This window comes from Carnobacterium pleistocenium FTR1 (assembly GCF_000744285.1).
Lineage (GTDB): Bacteria > Bacillota > Bacilli > Lactobacillales > Carnobacteriaceae > Carnobacterium_B > Carnobacterium_B pleistocenium.
The window spans coordinates 1191455-1207937 of sequence record NZ_JQLQ01000002.1; the positions used below are offsets into that span (position 1 = coordinate 1191455).

A 16483-nucleotide genomic window follows, 5' to 3' on the forward strand; every position below is an offset into this window, starting at 1 on the left:
CACATTCGTCTTTACTTTGTTTAGTTTTGAGAGGTCTAATCTTCTCAAACGCTTGAATGTAAAAATTGTTCTTTGAAAACTGGATAAAGTTAAAAATCGTAATTAAGTAAGAAACCAGAAACACACCGAAAAGTTTAAAAAAATAAGTTTTTTAAGGTTCTCATCGAAAGATGAGTATTAAACATTAACGATTAACCATAGGTTAAGTTAATAAGGGCGCACGGTGAATGCCTTGGCACTAGGAGCCGATGAAGGACGGGACTAACGCCGATATGCTTTGGGGAGCTGTAAGTGAGCTTTGATCCAAAGATTTCCGAATGGGGGAACCCAGCATCTTTGATAGGATGTTACTGCTGACTGAATACATAGGTCAGTAGAGGTAGACGCAGAGAACTGAAACATCTAAGTACCTGCAGGAAGAGAAAGAAAAATCGATTCCCTGAGTAGCGGCGAGCGAAACGGGAATAGCCCAAACCAGAAAGCTTGCTTTCTGGGGTTGTAGGACTGAACATATAGAGTCATAAATGAAGTTGGTAGGAGAAGCGACCTGGAAAGGTCTGCCGAAGAAGGTAAAAGCCCTGTAACCGAAACCAATTTCACTCTGATCAGTATCCTGAGTACGGCGGAACACGAGAAATTCCGTCGGAATCCGGGAGGACCATCTCCCAAGGCTAAATACTCCCTAGTGACCGATAGTGAACCAGTACCGTGAGGGAAAGGTGAAAAGAACCTCGGAAGAGGAGTGAAATAGCCCCTGAAACCGTGTGCCTACAAATAGTTAAAGCCCGTTAATGGGTGATAGCGTGCCTTTTGTAGAATGAACCGGCGAGTTACGATCACATGCGAGGTTAAGTTGATGAGACGGAGCCGTAGCGAAAGCGAGTCTGAATAGGGCGAATGAGTATGTGGTCGTAGACCCGAAACCAAGTGATCTACCCATGTCCAGGTTGAAGGTGCGGTAATACGCACTGGAGGACCGAACCCACGTATGTTGAAAAATGCGGGGATGAGGTGTGGGTAGCGGAGAAATTCCAATCGAACTTGGAGATAGCTGGTTCTCTCCGAAATAGCTTTAGGGCTAGCCTCGGAATTAGAATCATGGAGGTAGAGCAACTGTTTGGACTAGGGGCCCTTCTAGGGTTACCGAATTCAGATAAACTCCGAATGCCATTGATTTATATCCGGGAGTCAGACTGCGAGTGATAAGATCCGTAGTCGAAAGGGAAACAGCCCAGACCACCAGCTAAGGTCCCAAAGTTTATGTTAAGTGGAAAAGGATGTGGAGTTGCTTAGACAACTAGGATGTTGGCTCAGAAGCAGCCATCATTTAAAGAGTGCGTAATAGCTCACTAGTCGAGTGACCCTGCGCCGAAAATTTACCGGGGCTAAACATAACACCGAAGCTGTGGATAGAACCATTGGTTCTATGGTAGGAGAGCGTTCTAAGGGCGTTGAAGCTAGATCGTGAGGACTAGTGGAGCGCTTAGAAGTGAGAATGCCGGTATGAGTAGCGAAAGACGGGTGAGAATCCCGTCCACCGAATGACTAAGGTTTCCTGGGGAAGGCTCGTCCTCCCAGGGTTAGTCGGGACCTAAGTCGAGGCCGAATGGCGTAGACGATGGACAACAGGTTGAGATTCCTGTACCAGTTTGTTTTGTTTGAACAATGGAGGGACACAGTAGGCTAAGGAATACGTGCTGTTGGATATGCACGTCCAAGCAACAAGTTTTGAAGTGAGTCAAATGCTTGCTTCTTTAAGAACAAGTTGTGATGGGGAGGGAAATTAAGTACCGAAGTTCCCGATGTCACACTGTCAAGAAAAGCTTCTAGTTAGAAACAAACTGCCCGTACCGCAAACCGACACAGGTAGTCGAGGAGAGAATCCTAAGGTGTGCGAGAGAACTCTCGTTAAGGAACTCGGCAAAATGACCCCGTAACTTCGGGAGAAGGGGTGCTGACCAATTGGTCAGCCGCAGTGAATAGGCCCAGGCGACTGTTTATCAAAAACACAGGTCTCTGCAAAATCGTAAGATGACGTATAGGGGCTGACGCCTGCCCGGTGCTGGAAGGTTAAGAGGAAGGGTTAGCTCTCGGGCGAAGCTCAGAATTGAAGCCCCAGTAAACGGCGGCCGTAACTATAACGGTCCTAAGGTAGCGAAATTCCTTGTCGGGTAAGTTCCGACCCGCACGAAAGGCGTAACGATCTGGGCACTGTCTCAACGAGAGACTCGGTGAAATTATAGTACCTGTGAAGATGCAGGTTACCCGCGACAGGACGGAAAGACCCCATGGAGCTTTACTGCAGTTTGATATTGAGTGTTTGTACAGCTTGTACAGGATAGGTAGGAGCCAATGAAGCCAGGACGCCAGTCTTGGTGGAGGCGTTGGTGGGATACTACCCTTGCTGTATGACCACTCTAACCCACAGCCCTTATCGGGCTGGGAGACAGTGTCTGACGGGCAGTTTGACTGGGGCGGTCGCCTCCTAAAGTGTAACGGAGGCGCCCAAAGGTTCCCTCAGAATGGTTGGAAATCATTCGCAGAGTGTAAAGGCATAAGGGAGCTTGACTGCGAGACCTACAAGTCGAGCAGGGACGAAAGTCGGGCTTAGTGATCCGGTGGTTCCGTATGGAAGGGCCATCGCTCAACGGATAAAAGCTACCCTGGGGATAACAGGCTTATCTCCCCCAAGAGTCCACATCGACGGGGAGGTTTGGCACCTCGATGTCGGCTCATCGCATCCTGGGGCTGTAGTCGGTCCCAAGGGTTGGGCTGTTCGCCCATTAAAGCGGTACGCGAGCTGGGTTCAGAACGTCGTGAGACAGTTCGGTCCCTATCCGTCGCGGGCGTAGGAAATTTGAGAGGAGCTGTCCTTAGTACGAGAGGACCGGGATGGACACACCTCTGGTGTACCAGTTGTTCTGCCAAGGGCATTGCTGGGTAGCTATGTGTGGACGGGATAAACGCTGAAAGCATCTAAGCGTGAAGCCCCCCTCAAGATGAGATTTCCCATCACGTAAGTGAGTAAGACCCCTGAGAGATGATCAGGTTGATAGGTTGGAAGTGGAAGTATAGCGATATATGGAGCGGACCAATACTAATCGGTCGAGGACTTAACCAAAGAAATAACCGGTGTACGACGGATTCAGAACAAAAACGATTTTTACCTTATCCAGTTTTGAGAGAACAATGTTCTCTGATTGAAATTGTGTGGTGATGATGGCAAGAAGGTCACACCTGTTCCCATGCCGAACACAGAAGTTAAGCTTCTTAGCGCCGATGGTAGTGAAGGGTTTCCCTTTGTGAGAGTAGGACGTTGCCACGCAGATTCAATTTTATTCCGCAATAGCTCAGCTGGTAGAGCGCATGACTGTTAATCATGATGTCGTAGGTTCGAGTCCTACTTGCGGAGTTCCATAGTCGATCTATGAAAACAAAAGAGAGATCAGTTAGTGAACCCCATCTGGAGAGTTGTCCGAGTGGCCGAAGGAGCATGATTGGAAATCATGTAGGCGGTGAACACTGTCTCAAGGGTTCGAATCCCTTACTCTCCGTTTAAAATAATGACCCGTTGGTCAAGCGGTTAAGACACCGCCCTTTCACGGCGGTATCACGGGTTCGATTCCCGTACGGGTCATCAGTAACGACGTTACTGGGTTAGAGTAAAAGCACGGTCTCACTTGGAGGTTTAGCTCAGTTGGGAGAGCATCTGCCTTACAAGCAGAGGGTCGGCGGTTCGAGCCCGTCAACCTCCATTAGTTTAAAAAGGTCTCGTGGTGTAGGGGTTAACATGTCTGCCTGTCACGCAGAAGATCGCGGGTTCGATTCCCGTCGAGACCGTTGGTAGAATAATTAAACTAAAAACCATTTCTATAAAGGCCTGGTAGCTCAGTTGGTAGAGCACTTGATTGAAGCTCAAGGTGTCGGCAGTTCGATTCTGTCCCAGGCCACCATTTATGGAGGGGTAGCGAAGTGGCTAAACGCGGCGGACTGTAAATCCGCTCCTTCGGGTTCGACAGTTCGAATCTGTCCCCCTCCATTGTTTTTTATGTAAGACCTTCTATTAAGATAGGGGTATAGTTTAAAGGTAGAACTATGGTCTCCAACACCATCAGTGTGGGTTCAATTCCTACTACCCCTGCCATTTTTAAAGTAAGACCAATAACAAATAATTACCATGGCGATTGTGGTGAAGTGGTTAACACACCGGATTGTGGTTCCGGCATGCGTGGGTTCGAACCCCATCAGTCGCCTTTTTTTTTAATGGGCTATAGCCAAGCGGTAAGGCAAGGGACTTTGACTCCCTCATGCGTTGGTTCGAATCCAGCTAGCCCAGTTTAATTGAATAGCTATTCAACTAAAAAGATGGCGGTATAGCCAAGTGGTAAGGCAGAGGTCTGCAAAACCTTCATCACCGGTTCAAATCCGGTTACCGCCTTATTTTTGAAAAGATGAAAAAAAGTAGTCCATATGCCGGCGTGGCGGAACTGGTAGACGCGCTGGACTCAAAATCCTGTGCCCGCGAGGGCGTGCCGGTTCGATTCCGGCCGCCGGTATATTAAAGCCCCTAAAAACAAAACTGTTTTTAGGGGCTTTTTTTTATTGAATCTGTTATGATAAAGATATTAATATCTAATGTTTTTTTAGTTAAATGAGAGCGCTTTTATATTCGTGAAAATTAATTGAATTAATTTTTTTAGAAAATAGGAGGAGATATAATGTCAACAAAGTCAACTTTTTCAAAAGCAGAAATCAGAAAAGATAATCCCGTATTTTCGTCCTTACGCTCAGTTGTAGAAACGGCGATGTACGGAAACAATAATAAAGAGGTAAAGACGATCGAAGAAGCGTACTTATTGGCTAAGGATTCAATGCATACTATTGTAACAGATTTATTAGTCAAATATCCAGAAAAACTCGAGTTACCCTTTGGAGCAAGGGTATTAGTTGAGAACGGTGGAGCAGTAGTCGGGAGAACAGCAGCGGCAAAACGTATCTTGGGAGAAAATCCTGAAGAAGATGCTAAACTGGCACCAATTATTCGTGAAGCTATTCATCAAGGCGAAAAAAAATTGCGGTATAAAGGAACTGCTTATGTTGGATTAGATCCCGAATTCATGGTGAAGGCCCACTTGAGCGTACCTGTTGGTCAAGAAAATAATATCTATTCATGGTTATTGAATTTCCAAATTTGTAATGAAGTTTATGATGAATTATATGTTCAATCTAGAGCAATAAATGAAGGCGATATTTTTATTTATCAAGATCCAGAATGGCATCATCCAGATTACCCTATGGGACTGGCTTATTTTGATTCAAATCACAATGCAGCTGTTATTTTAGGAATGAATTATTTTGGTGAATTAAAGAAAGCAACCTTAACAATGGCTTGGGGGATAGCTCATAGATTGGAATATGTTGCTTGTCATGGTGGTCAAAAGAAATTTACCTTATCTAATGGGAAAAATTATGTATCAGCCTTTTTTGGCTTATCAGGTTCAGGGAAATCAACATTGACCCACGCTAAACATGGAAATAAATATGCTGTTGAAGTTTTACATGATGATGCGTTTATCATTTCACTAGCGAATGGTTCTTCTATTGCATTGGAACCATCCTATTTTGATAAAACACAAGATTATCCTTCAGATCATCCTGAAGTTGATTATTTTGTAACGGTACAAAATGTCGCGGTCACGTTAGATGAAAATGGAGATAAAGTCCTTTTGACAGAAGACTTACGAAATGGAAATGGAAGAACGGTCAAATCACGTTATTCTACTTCAAATCGTGTAGATAAATTCAATGAACCAATCAATGCTATCTATTGGATCATGAAAGATGATAGCTTGCCTCCTGTAATCAAGGTAACTGACCCAGTTCTTGCTGCAACATTTGGGGCTACATTGGCTACGAAACGCTCAACAGCCGAGCAATTAAAAAAAGGAATCGATGTAAACAAATTGGTGATCGAGCCTTATGCAAATCCTTTCCGTATTTATCCGCTTATTGAAGATTACAATCATTTCAAGACATTATTTACGGATCAAAATATCGATTGTTATATTTTAAATACAGGTTACTTTTTAGATAAGAAGGTTACTCCTGCAGTTACATTAGGCAGTATTGAATCAATTGTTGAGGATACAGCTGTGTTCGAAACATTTGGAGTAATCAATGAGCTGAGTTATCTCGTAATAGATGGCTATGAGCCAGATTTTAACAATCATGAGTATCGTCAACTGGTTCAAGAGCGTTTGCAAAAGCGTGTTGCTTATATTCAAGAACAAAAAGAAAAAAATGAAATGAATGTTTTACCAGATGAAGCTTTAGAAGCAATGAAAGCTCTGATTGACTAAAAGCTGTACTAAATGACATCAAGGTTGGTCGCTTCAAATGACCCTTTTCATTCACTAGAGAGGAGTATGAGGAGATGGAAGAACGTCAAGTTGAAATAACGGAAACTGTTCTTAGAGATGCTCATCAAAGCTTGATGGCGACAAGGATGTCCACACAAGAAATGTTGCCTATTATCGGAAAAATGGCTCAAGTCGGATACTACTCACTAGAATGTTGGGGAGGAGCTACATTTGACGCAGCCATCCGTTTTCTAAATGAAGATCCCTGGGAACGTTTAAGAGCTATTAAAGAGCGTGCACCGCATACAAAATTACAAATGCTGTTAAGAGGGCAAAATCTTCTTGGGTATCGTCATTATGCAGATGATATCGTAGACAAATTCGTTCAAAAGGCGAGTGAAAATGGAATAGATATCTTTAGGATTTTTGACGCACTGAATGACCCTAGAAATTTGGAGGCTTCTTTAAAAGCAGTCAAAAAATACGGCAAGCATGCTCAACTGACTATTTGTTATACAATAAGTGAAGTTCATACCATAGATTATTATATCAAGCTTGCTAGGGAATTAGAAAAAATGGGTGCTGACTCTATTTGTATAAAGGATATGGCCGGCATTCTTACACCATATGTTGCAAAGGAACTTGTTGGATCGCTAAAAAAAGTTTTAACCGTTCCACTTAGTCTGCATACACATGCTACAAGCGGCGTCTCACAAATGACGTATTTATTAGCTGTAGAAGCAGGGGTGGACATAATTGATACAGCCATTTCGCCATTTTCGGAAGGAACGAGTCAACCGCCGACTGAATCGATGGCCATTGCGTTAAATGAAGGGAAGATCACAACAAAACTTGATCTTCAGCTGTTAGAAGAGATAGCGGATTACTTTAAACCAATTCGAGATAACTATTTGGCTAATCAGTTGCTGGATCCAAAGATGTTGGGTGTTGATCCAAAAGCTCTTTTGTATCAAGTTCCTGGTGGGATGTTGTCGAATTTATATTCGCAATTGAAGCAAGCTGATGCAACTGATAAATACGAAGCAGTTTTGAAAGAAGTCCCTCAAGTTCGAAAAGATTTAGGTTTCCCACCATTGGTAACGCCTATGAGTCAAATGGTCGGGACACAAGCCGTCTTTAATGTATTATCCGGGGAACGTTACAAAATGGTCCCAAATGAAATCAAAGACTATTTACACGGTTCATATGGTCGTCCACCAATGCCTATCAGTGATGAGTTCAGAAAACAAATTATTTATAACGATCCAGTTATTACGGATCGGCCGGCTGATCATATCCAACCAGAATTTGAACGCTTGAAAGAAGAATTAGGTGTTTTAGCGAAAACGGATGAAGATGTGTTGACTTATGCTCTATTTCCGCAAATTGGGAAAGAATTTTTACTGAAAAAATACGCAATTCCAGATGCAAAGTTAAAAAAAAATGAGTTGAATAGTGAACAAATAATAAGAATTTCTGGCTATATAAAATGAGGTGACTAAATGGACCGTTTTTCTTATTTGGATATAGTGGTGATTGCTGTTGTTGGACTATTAGTTGTTTTTTTAGTACTCATGAGCTGGCAATTGATTCGTCAACTGGTCATAGTTGGCTCGAAATTTGCTAAAATGAATAGAAAAACTGATGTGCTTGTTCAGGCGAAACAAGATTCTTCAGCAATCGATGAAGAGGATGAGACAAAAATGGTCGCCGTTTTGATGGCGCTGATTTTAGCTAATGAGGATCAGCAAGATAAAAGCTATCAAATAACAAAAATTGAGCGAATTCGGTAAGGGTGTGTGCTGATGAAAAACTATGAGATAACCGTTAATGGTAAAATCTATCAAGTTTCAGTAAAGGAAATAGAAGGTGAAATTAGCCAAGAACCCTCTCGAATCAATGAAAAAAAGGATAGAGGAAGCGTGCGTGCGGAACAATCCGAAGCAATTCCTCAAGAAGGAGTAATGATCACGGCTCCTATGCCAGGAAGAATACTATCTGTAAAGGTAAAAGAAAATCAAACTGTAGTGGCTGGAGAAACGATGTGTTTATTAGAAGCAATGAAAATGGAAAATGACATTGTGTCTCCAGTTAGTGGGGTTGTTCTTAAGGTAAATGTACAAAACAGTCAAGCGGTCGAAGCCGGTGAGTCTTTAATGGTTATTATGCCAAGGTAACGTTTCTTTTATGATCGTGCTAGATCCAGGGTGAGGGAGGAGATTTTTTGAGTACTTTTTTTACTGGCCTATTATCGATTTCACTTGGACAAGTTATCATGATGGTCATTGGCGGAAGTTTAATCTATTTGGGTATCAAGAAAAAATATGAGCCGACCTTACTGGTTCCTATGGGTCTTGGAACATTATTGGTGAATTTCCCTCAATCTGGTCTAGTCAGTCAAGTGGTCAATAACCAAGAGCAAGAAGGAATCCTCAATGTTTTATTTGATTTTGGTATTGCAACAGAACTATTCCCACTGCTGATTTTTATTGGGATCGGTGCGATGATCGATTTCGGACCGTTACTGCAAAATCCAATCCTTTTGTTATATGGAGCTTCTGCTCAATTTGGTATTTTTTTTACTATATTGGTTGCGGTGATTTTTGGATTTGATATTTTAGAAGCAGCTTCAATCGGTATTATAGGTGCTGCAGATGGGCCAACGTCTATTTTTGTAGCATTGCAACTAGCTCCGCATTTATTGGGGCCTATTACTGTAGCCGCGTATTCCTATATGGCGTTGGTCCCAATTATCCAACCCATGGCTATTCGAGCTGTAACGACAAAAAAAGAACGATTGATTCGCATGCAGTACACAGCAACGACGATTTCAAAAAGAGTTCGCATTTTTTTCCCAATCATCGTCATTATGGTTGCCGGATTTGTAGCACCTGTTTCTTTACCATTAGTCGGATTTTTAATGTTTGGTAATCTATTGAGAGAATGTGGTGTCTTAGATCGGTTAAGCCATACCGCTCAAAATGAACTAGTCAATATTATCAGTATCTTATTAGGTCTGACCATTTCTGTAAAAATGACTGCTGAATTATTTTTGACTATAGATACGTTATTGATCATCGGATTTGGCTTGATTGCTTTTATTATGGATACGGTTGGTGGAGTATTATTTGCAAAATTCATTAATCTTTTCCGTAAAGAAAAAATCAATCCTATGATTGGTGGTGCGGGTATTTCTGCATTTCCAATGTCTGCTCGAGTGATCCAAAAAATGGCTCAAGAAGAAGATAAAGAAAACTTTGTCTTGATGCATGCTGCTGGGGCAAATGTTTCTGGTCAAATCGCTTCAGTGATCGCCGGCGGATTATTACTTGGGTATTTTGCTTGATTCATGAAAAAGAAAGTGGTGAAAAGATGTTTGATATTGATTATAAAGCTTTACAGCAAGGTCTGGAACTAATGGGATATGGTATGTTGGGTATTTTTATTGTGTTAGGTATTCTTTTCTTAGCTTGTACGGGTCTGGTTAAATGGTTTTCGGAAAAAGGTTAGTTACTGTAGTAGCAAAAAGGGAAATCAACAAGTTTGTTTTGCTTTCTTAATTGTTCTTCGCTATACTTTTTTGAGAAGAGTATAAGCGAAAGGAGTTAAGGAAATGACACAAACAGTAGAAGAGCTGCAGAATCAGTATCAGCAGTTAAAAAGAATATACGATAATTATGCGGCACATCCTTTAAACTTAAATATAAAAAGAGGGATACCGAGTAAAGAGCAATTACAGTTGTCTGGACCGATGCTTGGCTTGCTTTCTTCACCAAACGATTTTTTAAGCCAAGGTACGATCGATATCCGTAATTATGGCGAATTGACTGGGATTCACGAAGCTAAGAAACTATTTTCAGAACTGTTAGAAACAGAAATGGATGAAATCTTGATTGGAGGAAACTCGAGTTTGAGTTTGATGCACTTGGTCATCACTTCAAAATTATTTACCAAAAAAGCAGGCCGCTCCTTTAACGAGCCCGTTAAATTTCTATGTCCAAGTCCAGGGTATGATCGCCACTTTGCGATGACTGAGAACCTAGGAATTGAAATGATTCCGATTGAACTTACCGAGAATGGTCCTAATATGGCTGAAGTAAAACAATTAGTCGCAAATGATTCAACTATAAAAGGAATCTGGTGTGTGCCGACTTATAGCAATCCAACCGGTATAACGTATTCAGATGAAGTGGTCGATCAATTGGCTAGTATGGAAACAAAAGCTGATAATTTCATGATTCTTTGGGATAACGCCTATCTTGTTCATCATTTGACTAAAGATAAGCATGCGGCTAAAAATTTATTGACCGCTTGTAAAGCGGCTGGAAATCCTGATCGAGCTTGGATGTTTTGTTCAACCTCAAAAATCACATTTCCAGGTGCGGGAGTAGCTGCTTTAGGAGCAAGTAAAAAAAATATTGCTTTAGTAGCAAAAGAACTTTCTTACCAAACAATCGGGTTCGATAAAATCAATCAGATGCGACATGTGAAGTTTTTAAAAGATAAAAACCATATTGCTCAACATATGGAAAAACATGCAGCTATTTTGAAGCCGAAATTTGAGTTGATCAATGAGAAACTATCACATTATTTTGTTGATAAAAAGAGTTTGAAATGGACAGAGCCAAAAGGCGGCTATTTTATTCATTTGACGACAGAAAACGGGTATGCAACTGCGGTCGTTGAGGCATTAGCTAAAATAGGTGTTGCTGTAACAGAAGCAGGTGCCACCTATCCACATGGTGATAACCCAATGGACAACAGTATACGCTTAGCGCCGACTTCGGTTTCATTACCTGATTTGGCTATAGCCATGGATGCTCTTTGTTTATGTATTGACTACGTTAGTGTACAAAAACGAGTATCTTTATAACATTTGAGGGATAACTTTTGTTAGTATGGATCGATAAAGTGTAAACTAAGAATAGCAACAAAAGCAGCATTAAGAATAGTACTAAAATAGACTTTCATATACCATTGTCAATTCTAGCACTTATTACAGAAAGGAAGATGAACAGATGTCAAAAGGAACATTTTTATTTGGAGCAGTAATTGGAGGAGCAGCAGCTTATGTGGCAGCTTTATTGTATGCACCTAAGTCTGGAGAAGAATACCAAAGAGAGTTGAAAGATAGAGCGGAGATCATGAAAGAATCATCTAGCGAGTATCTGTCTATCGCAAAAGAACGTGGTGGAGATTTTAAAGCCATTGCAACCGATGCTGCAATAGGTTTGAAAACGGATGTACAGTTAGTTTCAAAACAATTGGCAGAACAAATCAAAATGGATTCTCAAATTTTAAAATCCGACTTAAAAGATGTTAAAGATGGTGTGCCAGGCAGTAAAGAAAATTTAAAGGCTAACTTAATTGATGCTGCAACTGAAGTGAAATACACAGCTACAAGTTTAAAAGAACAAGTAAGTCAAACAACTTCAGAAGCGAAAGATATTTCATTAGCGGTTATTGATGAAGCTAAAATGGAAATCGATGAAACAAAGGCTGAAAATAAAGCAGTAGATACTTTCTAAGTATCTGTTATTCCAAAAAAACAAGGTATTTACAATGAAATCATCATTGTAAATACCTTGTTTTAATTTTGTCGTGATCCGTCCTTTTTATAAATAATAACTTTCGACTCTTTATTAGCAGCAATTTCAGTTGCACGATCTACTGCCTCGGTTTTTTTATCAAATGTATCGCTAGTTCGTTTAGCTTCTTTTGTTTTTACGACCCAGTGATTTTCTTCCTAAAAAACTTCAACTGCATTATCTAATAATTTTGGATTTGAACTTGAAGTATCATGCTGATCAGATTTTTTAGGATTTCTTTCCTTATCAAAGGTTTCTTTTTCTTCTTTAGAAGCAGCTGCCATCCACTCTTTAGCTTGTGAAATAGCAATTGGAATGGCACGATTTTCATCATATCCATTGGCTAGAAGAGCATTCGCGATTTCAATCGTTTTTTTTCGTAAAAGCGGGTCGCAGTTTTTTAATGAATTAGGATAATCATTGACATCCCAAGGCATAACGCTCAACATCCTCTCAGATTCTAGTTTAATTATGTTATAGCATTGTTAGATTAATAAAACAATTAAAAGGATTGTAGTCAACATTGTGATAGAAACTATGAAATAATCGATTAATAATGGTATATTGATAGACGGGTTAGGAAACACTATATATGATTTGGAATTAGGTTGAATGAAAGAAGGTTGCATATGAGAAAAATAGAAAAAGCTGCATTGTTTCTAAAAGAAAATAGAGAATTGTTTCAATGTCCTATTTGTAAAGAGGTATTCGATCAAATTGAAGGCAATAGTTTAAGTTGTACGAATGGCCATCTTTTTGATATTTCAAAAAAGGGTACGCTTTATTTTCTGTTAAAAGGAACTAAAAATGAATACGATAAAGAGATGTTGTCTTCAAGATTCAATATTGCAACGGCTGGTTTATTCCATCCTTTATTAGATGAACTGTATAAAAGTATTGCAAAAAAAGAGAATGGCCATACGTTAGATGTTGGATGTGGAGAGGGTTCTCAACTTGATTATTTAACAACACTAGGTTTGAATGGCCAAAAAATTGGTTTTGATATTTCAAAGGATGCCATTCAATTAGCAGCCACTCATTTTTCAAATGCGTTCTGGTGTGTAGCTGATTTAGCACAGTCTCCTTTTGCTTCAGAGCAGTATGATACAATTTTAAATATTTTTTCGCCTTCGAATTACAAAGAGTTCGATCGATTATTAAAAAAAGGCGGCCAAGTAATCAAAGTCGTTCCCGAGAAAGATTATTTAATTGAATTGAGGAAATTATTTTACCGTGATCAAGAAGAAAAACAAACTTACTCAAATGAAGTAGTGATCACGAAGTTTAAAGAGCATTTTCCGACATTAGAAATCAAACGAGTCAAGTATTCATTTGAGTTAACGCCAACTTTATTTGAAGATTTAATGAAAATGACGCCATTAAGTTGGGGTGCTAGTTCGGCATCTAAAGAGTATGCTTTAACGCATCCGTTGCAAGAAATAACAATTGATGTTTGTGTGCTAATTGGACAAAAATAAGATAAGTTTGTGAACGAATTGTGAACTCTAGGTTTGTTTTGTAACGGTTTCATGAAGGTTCATTAGCTAATACCCTTGCAACTATGCCACAGCGATGTTATATTACCTATAAGTTCTTAAACGTCATTCGTTTTTATCAGGAATCCATCAGATTTTGATAAAAGTTAGTGAATTGTGATAGGCTTAACTAACGTATTGTTTCGCAGTGCTGGACACCGAAGCAATACGTTTTTTTGCGTTCTTTTTTAATTAAAGGCTAAACTAATTTGTGTCATTAAGTGACCGTATACTAAATTTTTTTTGTTTTTAACGTAAAAATGCGATAAAATAAATGTAAAGAGTAATCTTATGGTTGAAAGATCAAGTTCATTAAAAGAAAAAATCAGCTTGAAGAAATGAACTGGTAATTGCGTCTTTAGAAGAAGCTCTAGTAAAAAATGAGAAAAAATAATTCATTATTGGAATTATCTTAGGAGGATTTTAGTTAACATGACAAATCACATTGCTTTATTTGAACCACAAATCCCTGCAAATACAGGAAATATAGCTCGTACGTGTGCAGCAACCAATACACATTTGCATCTAATTGAACCATTAGGATTCCAAACTGATGATAAGCATTTAAAACGAGCTGGATTAGATTATTGGAATCAAGTTCATATTACGTATCATAAAAGTCTAGCAGCTTTTATGGAAGTTGTACAAAATGAGCAATTGCATTTGATTACTAAATTTGGTCATCGTAATTATAGCGATGTTGACTATGCTGCAAGTGAAAGAGATCACTATTTTCTTTTTGGGAAAGAAACAACGGGTTTGCCGGAAGAATTTATGCGTGAGCATGAAGAAGATTGCTTGCGGATTCCAATGAACGATGAACATGTTCGTTCATTGAATTTATCAAATACGGCGGCGATTTTAATTTATGAAGCTCTTCGCCAGCAAGATTTTAATGGAATGGAATTAACGCACCATTATGAAAGTGATAAATTGGATTAATTTAAAGACAAACTAGCATTATGTTAAAGCTAGTTTGTTTTTTTATGGATAAATCACTGCTATTATTCTAAAAGTAAAGCTTTTCATAATATTGCTTAAACAAGCCAATGGGAATTGATAATCTTATTTACAAGAATTATAATAAATAAGTATGTATCCATATAAGTTAAGGAGCGATTTAAGTTATGCCAAGATTAAAAACTGATGATCCAATTGTCATTGTAGGTGCAGCCCGTACACCGATTGGGGCTTATTTAGGAGGATTAAAAACGGTTCCTTCAAGTGAATTAGGAGCCGTAGCGTTAAAAGAAGCGATTAAACGAGCTGGGTTAATGAATGAAGATATAGCAGAAGTGATTGCCGGTCAAGCAATGGGAACACAAGAAGAAAGTAATATTGGCCGTGTCATTGGGTTAAAGGCAGGTCTAAAACAAGAGTCTACAGGAATGACCATTAATCGCGTGTGCGGTTCTGGGATTCAATCAGCTATTTCAGCTGTTCAAGAACTGATGACGATGGATATGGATTTTATTGCAGCCGGTGGGGTTGAAAGCTTGTCTCGTTCAGAATTTTATTTGCCATTAGAAGCGAGATATGAAGGTTTCAAAACAGGCAACTTTACGGTGATTGATGCAAATCTAGCCCTACATGTAAGTACTCAGCCGACTAATGATTATCCTGAGATCCATCATATGGGGGATACCGCAGAAAAAGTAGCTGAAAGATACACGATCACTCGAGAAGAACAAGACGCATTTGCAGTGGATAGTCAAAACAAGGCGGCTCAAGCGATTGATAGTGGTCGATTTGCTCAAGAGATTGTTCCAGTTGAAGTGAAGGGTCTTAAAGGCAGCGTAACAATAGTGGATGCTGATGAACATCCTAGACCTGGAATGGACATGGTGAATTTAGCCAGATTGAAACCGGTTTTTCGCAAAGATGGAAAAGGGACGGTCACCGCTGGGAACTCATCTGGGCTAAATGATGGGGCAGCTTTTGAAATATTCACTAAGTCTTCTGTTGCAAAAGAGCGTGGGCTAAATGCGATGGCTAAAATTGTTGATTTTGCTGTATCCGGGTGTGACCCAAATGTAATGGGTTTAGGCCCTGTTTACGCAATCAATAAAGTGTTGGCCCAAAATGAATTAACACTTGAAGCGATAGATATTTTAGAAATCAATGAAGCTTTTGCAGCCCAAACATTGGGTTGTATGAAGGAATTAGGCATTAATCCGGGTTCTGAATTATATGAACGATTAAATCCAAATGGTGGGGCAATAGCATTGGGACATCCTTTAGGAATGTCTGGAGCACGTATCATTACGTCGATTTGTTATGAATTTAAAAACCACCCTGAAAAAAAATATGCTATTGCATCAGCCTGCATTGGCGGCGGTCAAGGAATCGCATTATTATTAGAGAATGGATCTGTTAAAGAATGAATGAGAAAAGACCGGTAAAAAGTTGTCGTGAATCCTTAGTGATTCAGACACATAGTATTTTTCCAAATCAATTGAACAATCATGGAACGTTATTTGGTGGGGAACTCATGAGTATGTTAGATGTAGCAGCTTCGATAGCTGTAACGAGACATATTCGGACACGGTCGGTGACCGCTTCAACAGACTCTGTTGACTTTTTGCATCCTATTAATCGAAATGATGCCATTACGATTGAAACCTATGTTTCTGGTGTTGGAAAATCATCTGTAGAAGTATTTTGTAAAGTTATTGGAGAAGATCTACTGACTGGTGAACAATATCTAGCAGTTACAGCTTTTTTAACTTTTGTTGCATTCAATAAAGACAAAAGTAAGGCGGTTGTTCCAATGATCAAACCTGAAACTGAGGAAGAAAAATTCGTCTGCGGTGGGTATGAAGAACGCAAAAAGAATCGCTTCGCCAAGCGAGAATTTAATAAACAATTTGCTTACAAAATTACGCTGACCAGTTCTTTGAAAGATGAAGACTAAGAACAAATACAAAGAAGGAACGAGGGCACAAATGCCTCGTTCCTTCTTTGTATAATTTTTTGGTATGGATAATTAAATTACTTGCCC

Annotated in this window: 12 protein-coding genes, 12 tRNA genes, 2 rRNA genes and 1 pseudogene; 26 read left to right on the forward strand and 1 reads right to left on the reverse strand. The window is 39.7% G+C overall.

Features of this window, described 5'->3' with window-relative positions:
* Nucleotides 1–200: 200 nt before the first annotated feature.
* The 22 genes from BP17_RS05745 to BP17_RS05845 all read left to right on the forward strand — a co-directional run bounded on the left by BP17_RS05745 (nt 201) and on the right by BP17_RS05845 (nt 11887).
* Nucleotides 201–3121, forward strand: a 23S ribosomal RNA gene (locus BP17_RS05745).
* 88 nt (nt 3122–3209) lie between these two features.
* Nucleotides 3210–3325: ribosomal RNA gene (rrf, locus tag BP17_RS05750) — 5S ribosomal RNA — on the forward strand.
* Between the two features lie 14 nt (nt 3326–3339).
* Nucleotides 3340–3412, forward strand: a tRNA-Asn gene (locus BP17_RS05755).
* A 53-nt stretch (nt 3413–3465) separates the two neighbouring features.
* A tRNA-Ser gene (locus BP17_RS05760) sits at nt 3466–3554 on the forward strand.
* 11 nt (nt 3555–3565) lie between these two features.
* A tRNA-Glu gene (locus BP17_RS05765) sits at nt 3566–3637 on the forward strand.
* Between the two features lie 45 nt (nt 3638–3682).
* Nucleotides 3683–3755: transfer RNA gene (locus tag BP17_RS05770), tRNA-Val, on the forward strand.
* Between the two features lie 12 nt (nt 3756–3767).
* Nucleotides 3768–3840, forward strand: a tRNA-Asp gene (locus tag BP17_RS05775).
* Nucleotides 3841–3877: 37 nt separating this feature from the next.
* Nucleotides 3878–3953 (forward strand) — tRNA-Phe (locus BP17_RS05780).
* Between the two features lie 5 nt (nt 3954–3958).
* Nucleotides 3959–4039: transfer RNA gene (locus tag BP17_RS05785), tRNA-Tyr, on the forward strand.
* 31 nt (nt 4040–4070) lie between these two features.
* Nucleotides 4071–4144, forward strand: a tRNA-Trp gene (locus BP17_RS05790).
* A gap of 36 nt (nt 4145–4180) precedes the next feature.
* Nucleotides 4181–4253, forward strand: a tRNA-His gene (locus tag BP17_RS05795).
* Nucleotides 4254–4264: 11 nt separating this feature from the next.
* Nucleotides 4265–4336, forward strand: a tRNA-Gln gene (locus BP17_RS05800).
* Between the two features lie 31 nt (nt 4337–4367).
* Nucleotides 4368–4438, forward strand: a tRNA-Cys gene (locus BP17_RS05805).
* A gap of 34 nt (nt 4439–4472) precedes the next feature.
* Nucleotides 4473–4556, forward strand: a tRNA-Leu gene (locus tag BP17_RS05810).
* A 162-nt stretch (nt 4557–4718) separates the two neighbouring features.
* Entirely contained in the window at nt 4719–6359 is a 1641-nt protein-coding gene (locus BP17_RS05815) for a phosphoenolpyruvate carboxykinase (ATP) (RefSeq protein WP_035052505.1), read from the forward strand.
* A gap of 74 nt (nt 6360–6433) precedes the next feature.
* A complete protein-coding gene (locus BP17_RS05820) occupies nt 6434–7852 on the forward strand; it encodes an oxaloacetate decarboxylase subunit alpha (protein WP_035052507.1) in 1419 nt (472 codons plus the stop codon).
* A gap of 9 nt (nt 7853–7861) precedes the next feature.
* Nucleotides 7862–8152, forward strand: coding sequence for a hypothetical protein (locus BP17_RS05825; protein ID WP_035052509.1), 291 nt, complete (start codon nt 7862–7864; stop codon nt 8150–8152).
* Between the two features lie 12 nt (nt 8153–8164).
* On the forward strand, nt 8165–8536 hold the full coding sequence (locus BP17_RS05830; RefSeq protein WP_035052510.1) for a biotin/lipoyl-containing protein: 372 nt from the start codon (nt 8165–8167) through the stop codon (nt 8534–8536).
* A gap of 98 nt (nt 8537–8634) precedes the next feature.
* Nucleotides 8635–9705: a sodium ion-translocating decarboxylase subunit beta gene (locus tag BP17_RS05835; RefSeq protein ID WP_051910555.1), complete on the forward strand. Its 1071-nt coding sequence runs from the start codon at nt 8635–8637 to the stop codon at nt 9703–9705.
* A 26-nt stretch (nt 9706–9731) separates the two neighbouring features.
* On the forward strand, nt 9732–9869 hold the full coding sequence (locus BP17_RS13365; RefSeq protein ID WP_408605794.1) for an OadG-related small transporter subunit: 138 nt from the start codon (nt 9732–9734) through the stop codon (nt 9867–9869).
* Nucleotides 9870–9972: 103 nt separating this feature from the next.
* Nucleotides 9973–11232: a PLP-dependent aminotransferase family protein gene (locus BP17_RS05840; RefSeq protein ID WP_035052512.1), complete on the forward strand. Its 1260-nt coding sequence runs from the start codon at nt 9973–9975 to the stop codon at nt 11230–11232.
* Nucleotides 11233–11377: 145 nt separating this feature from the next.
* Nucleotides 11378–11887 (forward strand): YtxH domain-containing protein, encoded by a 510-nt coding sequence (locus BP17_RS05845; protein WP_035052513.1) that lies wholly within the window; start codon nt 11378–11380, stop codon nt 11885–11887.
* 62 nt (nt 11888–11949) lie between these two features.
* Here the strand turns inward: BP17_RS05845 and BP17_RS05850 are convergent.
* Nucleotides 11950–12384, reverse strand: a pseudogene (locus tag BP17_RS05850) (DUF2188 domain-containing protein).
* 192 nt (nt 12385–12576) lie between these two features.
* On the opposite strand from BP17_RS05850, the gene BP17_RS05855 reads away from it, so the two are divergent.
* The 4 genes from BP17_RS05855 (at nt 12577) to BP17_RS05870 (ending at nt 16396) form a co-directional block, all read left to right on the forward strand.
* Nucleotides 12577–13425: a methyltransferase domain-containing protein gene (locus tag BP17_RS05855; protein ID WP_035052514.1), complete on the forward strand. Its 849-nt coding sequence runs from the start codon at nt 12577–12579 to the stop codon at nt 13423–13425.
* Between the two features lie 489 nt (nt 13426–13914).
* Nucleotides 13915–14424, forward strand: a complete 510-nt coding sequence (gene trmL / locus BP17_RS05860) for a tRNA (uridine(34)/cytosine(34)/5-carboxymethylaminomethyluridine(34)-2'-O)-methyltransferase TrmL (protein ID WP_035052515.1) — start codon at nt 13915–13917, stop codon at nt 14422–14424.
* A 185-nt stretch (nt 14425–14609) separates the two neighbouring features.
* Complete coding sequence (locus tag BP17_RS05865; RefSeq protein WP_035052517.1) at nt 14610–15866, forward strand: thiolase family protein; 1257 nt, start codon at nt 14610–14612, stop codon at nt 15864–15866.
* Nucleotides 15863–16396, forward strand: coding sequence for an acyl-CoA thioesterase (locus BP17_RS05870; RefSeq protein WP_035052519.1), 534 nt, complete (start codon nt 15863–15865; stop codon nt 16394–16396). The genes BP17_RS05865 and BP17_RS05870 overlap by 4 nt, the downstream gene beginning before the upstream one ends.
* The last annotated feature ends 87 nt before the right edge of the window (nt 16397–16483 follow it).